This is a genomic window from Frateuria sp. GZRe12, from assembly GCF_051900535.1.
Classification (GTDB): Bacteria; Pseudomonadota; Gammaproteobacteria; order Xanthomonadales; family Rhodanobacteraceae; genus Frateuria_A.
The window spans coordinates 1-5,318 of record NZ_JBHZGI010000011.1 but is presented as its reverse complement, the minus strand read 5'-3'; the positions used below and the strand labels follow the sequence as shown (position 1 = coordinate 5,318).

General features: G+C 56.5%; 2 tRNA genes and 3 rRNA genes. All 5 read right to left on the bottom strand.

The annotated features are described in order from the left end of the window. Positions 1-381: 381 nt before the first annotated feature. A 5S ribosomal RNA gene (rrf, locus tag ACFWZ4_RS16445) occupies positions 382-495 on the bottom strand. A gap of 113 nt (positions 496-608) precedes the next feature. After that, positions 609-3,488, bottom strand: a 23S ribosomal RNA gene (locus ACFWZ4_RS16440). 224 nt (positions 3,489-3,712) lie between these two features. Next, a tRNA-Ala gene (locus ACFWZ4_RS16435) sits at positions 3,713-3,788 on the bottom strand. 15 nt (positions 3,789-3,803) lie between these two features. Then, positions 3,804-3,880: transfer RNA gene (locus ACFWZ4_RS16430), tRNA-Ile, on the bottom strand. 112 nt (positions 3,881-3,992) lie between these two features. Continuing rightward, positions 3,993-5,318 (bottom strand): 16S ribosomal RNA (locus tag ACFWZ4_RS16425); the annotation flags it as partial.

The window sequence follows — 5,318 nt, the reverse complement described above, 5'->3', positions numbered from 1 at the left end:
ACGCGATGCACCGACCAAGCGGTGTCCCGGTCCGGCCCTGCGGTTTTGGTGTTCGGGTTGCCCGGGTGGGCGCCGTGCCGCGACCGCAGATCGCCGGCCGTACGCAGGGCGCCGCTACGGGCATGGAGGGCCCGAGGCGGTGATGGCAGGTGGATGCCTGGCGGATCGCGCCCAGGAGCGCGCCTACAGAAGCCGCGATCCGATAGCAGCGGGTGTCCTCGACAACGCCCGGCGGCGGTGTCCGACGGGCGCAGGTCGCGCATGCGATCGCGGCCGTTGCGGGATCGTGCGAACACGCCGCGGGTGCGCCTGAAGCGCTGCCGGAAACGCAGGCAAAGAAAAACCCCCACCGTTGCCGGTGAGGGTGTTTCGGGATAAAGCCCCTGGCGGTGACCTACTCTTGCATGGACAAGCCACACTACCATCGGCGCGGCTGCGTTTCACTTCCGAGTTCGGGATGGGATCGGGTGGGACCACAGCGCTATGGCCGCCAGGGAAGGGGTTGAAGCAGCGCATGGAGCGCCTGGCTTCAAAAGGGGTAAACGAGTGACAAGCGAGTTGGTGAATCGAGATGTGCTGTTAAGACCGACGAAGCGTCTTGGGGTTATATGGTCAAGCCGCACGGCGCATTAGTACGCGTAAGCTCAATGCATTGCTGCACTTCCACATCGCGCCTATCAACCACCTAGTCTTGATGGTGCCTTAAGGAGAGTCAAGCTCTCGGGAGATCTCATCTTGGGGCGTGCTTCCCGCTTAGATGCTTTCAGCGGTTATCACTTCCGTTCGTAGCTACCGGGCAATGCCTCTGGCGAGACAACCCGAACACCAGCGGAACGTCCACTCCGGTCCTCTCGTACTAGGAGCAGCCCCCCTCAAATCTCCAACGCCCACGACAGATAGGGACCGAACTGTCTCACGACGTTCTGAACCCAGCTCGCGTACCACTTTAAATGGCGAACAGCCATACCCTTGGGACCGGCTACAGCCCCAGGATGTGATGAGCCGACATCGAGGTGCCAAACACCGCCGTCGATATGAACTCTTGGGCGGTATCAGCCTGTTATCCCCGGAGTACCTTTTATCCGTTGAGCGATGGCCCTTCCATACAGAACCACCGGATCACTAAGACCTACTTTCGTACCTGCTTGATCCGTCGATCTTGCAGTCAAGCACGCTTATGCCTTTGCACACAGTGCGCGATGTCCGACCGCGCTGAGCGTACCTTCGTGCTCCTCCGTTACGCTTTGGGAGGAGACCGCCCCAGTCAAACTACCCACCATACACGGTCCCTGACCCGGATTACGGGCCTAGGTTAGAACGTCAAGCACTTCAGGGTGGTATTTCAAGGATGGCTCCACGCAAACTGGCGTCTGCGCTTCAAAGCCTCCCACCTATCCTACACAGAAGAACTCAACGTTCAGTGTAAAGCTATAGTAAAGGTTCACGGGGTCTTTCCGTCTTGCCGCGGGAACGCTGCATCTTCACAGCGATTTCAATTTCACTGAGTCTCGGGTGGAGACAGCGCCGCTGTCGTTACGCCATTCGTGCAGGTCGGAACTTACCCGACAAGGAATTTCGCTACCTTAGGACCGTTATAGTTACGGCCGCCGTTTACTGGGGCTTCGATCAAGAGCTTCGCCTTGCGGCTGACCCCATCAATTAACCTTCCAGCACCGGGCAGGCGTCACACCCTATACGTCCACTTTCGTGTTTGCAGAGTGCTGTGTTTTTGATAAACAGTCGCAGCGGCCAGGTTACTGCGACCCATCAGAGCTCAGCTACGCATGTAGCCACCCCGATGGGCGCACCTTCTCCCGAAGTTACGGTGCCATTTTGCCTAGTTCCTTCACCCGAGTTCTCTCAAGCGCCTTGGGATTCTCACCCTGCCTACCAGTGTCGGTTTACGGTACGGTTTTTCTTAAGCTGAAGCTTAGTGGCTTTTCCTGGAAGCGTGGTCTCAGTCACTTCGCCCAATAGGGCTCGTCTCGGTGCTCGGCGTAAGTGATCCCGGATTTGCCTAAGATCACCGCCTACCGCCTTTCCCCCGGACAACCAACGCCGGGTAGACCTAACCTTCTCCGTCCCCACATCGCACTTAAGAAAAGTGCAGGAATATTAACCTGCTTCCCATCGACTACGCATTTCTGCCTCGCCTTAGGGGCCGACTCACCCTGCGCCGATGAACGTTGCGCGAGGAAACCTTGGGCTTTCGGCGTGGGGGCTTTTCACCCCCATTATCGTTACTCATGTCAGCATTCGCACTTCCGATACCTCCAGCAGACCTCTCGATCCACCTTCACAGGCGTACGGAACGCTCCTCTACCGCGCACACTTGCGTGTGCACCCCGAGCTTCGGTGTCTAGCTTAGCCCCGTTAAATCTTCCGCGCAGACCGACTCGACCAGTGAGCTATTACGCTTTCTTTAAAGGGTGGCTGCTTCTAAGCCAACCTCCTGGCTGTCTATGCCTTTCCACATCGTTTTCCACTTAGCTAGAACTTGGGGACCTTAGCTGCGGGTCTGGGTTGTTTCCCTTTTCACGACGGACGTTAGCACCCGCCGTGTGTCTCCCGGATAGTCTGTCCTGGTATTCGGAGTTTGCCATGGTTTGCTAAGTCGCGATGACCCGCTAGCCATAACAGTGCTCTACCCCCAGGAAGATTCGTCCGAGGCGCTACCTAAATAGCTTTCGAGGAGAACCAGCTATCTCCGAGTTTGTTTAGCCTTTCACTCCTATCCTCAGCTCATCCCCATCTATTGCAACAGATGTGGGTTCGGTCCTCCAGTGCGTGTTACCGCACCTTCAACCTGGCCAAGGATAGATCACTCGGTTTCGGGTCTACTGCCAGAGACTATGCGCCCTATTCAGACTCGGTTTCCCTTCGCCTCCCCTAGACGGTTAAGCTTGCCACTGACAGTAAGTCGCTGACCCATTATACAAAAGGTACGCAGTCACCCTTGCGGGCTTCCACTGCTTGTACGTATACGGTTTCAGGGTCTATTTCACTCCCCTCTCCGGGGTTCTTTTCGCCTTTCCCTCACGGTACTAGTTCGCTATCGGTCAGTCAGGAGTATTTAGCCTTGGAGGATGGTCCCCCCATGTTCAGACAGGGTTTCTCGTGCCCCGCCCTACTCAATTTCACGCACGGTGCCCTTTCGCGTACCGGGCTATCACCGTCTATGGCGGACCTTTCCAGATCCTTCCACTAAAACACTGTGCGCTTTTGGGCTGCTCCGCGTTCGCTCGTCGCTACTTACGGAATCTCGGTTGATTTCTTTTCCTCCGGGTACTTAGATATTTCAGTTCCCCGGGTTCGCTCCGTACACCTATGTATTCAGTGCACGGTACCGCCTAAGCGGTGGGTTTCCCCATTCGGACATTGCCGGATCAAAGCTTGTTGCCAGCTCCCCGACACTTTTCGCAGGCTGCCACGTCCTTCATCGCCTCTGACTGCCAAGGCATCCACCGTATACGCTTGGTCGCTTGACCATATAACCCCAAGTCGCCTCGGGGCCGATCCCTTGTGAGGATCGATGCCAAACAACGCATTCGTTGCCTTAACTTGTTTCGACACATCTCGGTTCGGTTTCGAACCAAAACGCTTGTCACTCGTTTACGTTTTCAAAGAACACCACGCCGGCCTCAGCGCCGGTTGGCTTCACATCAATCTTTGTGTGCGCTGCTACACATCCGTTGGCGGTCGTGCCAGGTACTGGTGGAGCCAGTCGGGATCGAACCGACGACCCCCTGCTTGCAAAGCAGGTGCTCTCCCAGCTGAGCTATGGCCCCGTAAAACCATGGTGGTGGTGGGTCTGGGAGGACTCGAACCACCGGCCTCACCCTTATCAGGGGTGCGCTCTAACCACCTGAGCTACAGACCCATAAGCTTTCCGGTCTAACGACCAAACACGCTGAACCGATCTCTCGATCGAAGCGTGTGGATGTGCAGGTGCCTTGTGTGGACGTCTTGCGGCAGCGGTGCTGCCTTGCTCGAAAGGAGGTGATCCAGCCGCACCTTCCGATACGGCTACCTTGTTACGACTTCACCCCAGTCATGAACCACTCCGTGGTCGTCGTCCCCCTTGCGGTTAGACTAACGGCTTCTGGAGCAACTCACTCCCATGGTGTGACGGGCGGTGTGTACAAGGCCCGGGAACGTATTCACCGCGGCATAGCTGATCCGCGATTACTAGCGATTCCGACTTCACGAAGTCGAGTTGCAGACTTCGATCCGGACTGGGATCGGCTTTCTGGGATTGGCTCCACCTCGCGGTATTGCAACCCTCTGTACCGACCATTGTAGTACGTGTGTAGCCCTGGCCGTAAGGGCCATGATGACTTGACGTCATCCCCACCTTCCTCCGGTTTGTCACCGGCAGTCTCCTTAGAGTTCCCACCATTACGTGCTGGCAACTAAGGACAAGGGTTGCGCTCGTTGCGGGACTTAACCCAACATCTCACGACACGAGCTGACGACAGCCATGCAGCACCTGTGTTCTGGTTCCCGAAGGCACTCCCGCATCTCTGCAGGATTCCAGACATGTCAAGGCCAGGTAAGGTTCTTCGCGTTGCATCGAATTAAACCACATACTCCACCGCTTGTGCGGGCCCCCGTCAATTCCTTTGAGTTTCAGTCTTGCGACCGTACTCCCCAGGCGGCGAACTTAACGCGTTAGCTTCGACACTGATCTCCGAGTTGAGACCAACATCCAGTTCGCATCGTTTAGGGCGTGGACTACCAGGGTATCTAATCCTGTTTGCTCCCCACGCTTTCGTGCCTCAGCGTCAGTGTTGTCCCAGATGGCCGCCTTCGCCACTGATGTTCCTCCCGATCTCTACGCATTTCACCGCTACACCGGGAATTCCACCATCCTCTGACACACTCTAGCTTGCCAGTATCCATTGCCATTCCCAGGTTGAGCCCGGGGATTTCACAACAGACTTAACAAACCGCCTACGCACGCTTTACGCCCAGTAATTCCGATTAACGCTTGCACCCTTCGTATTACCGCGGCTGCTGGCACGAAGTTAGCCGGTGCTTATTCCTCAGGTACCGTCAGCCCCACCGGTTATTAACCGGTAGTATTTCGCTCCTGATAAAAGTGCTTTACAACCCGAAGGCCTTCTTCACACACGCGGCATTGCTGGATCAGGCTTGCGCCCATTGTCCAATATTCCCCACTGCTGCCTCCCGTAGGAGTCTGGGCCGTGTCTCAGTCCCAGTGTGGCTGATCATCCTCTCAGACCAGCTATCGATCGTCGCCTTGGTGAGCCATTACCTCACCAACAAGCTAATCGAACATCGGTCCATCCAACCGC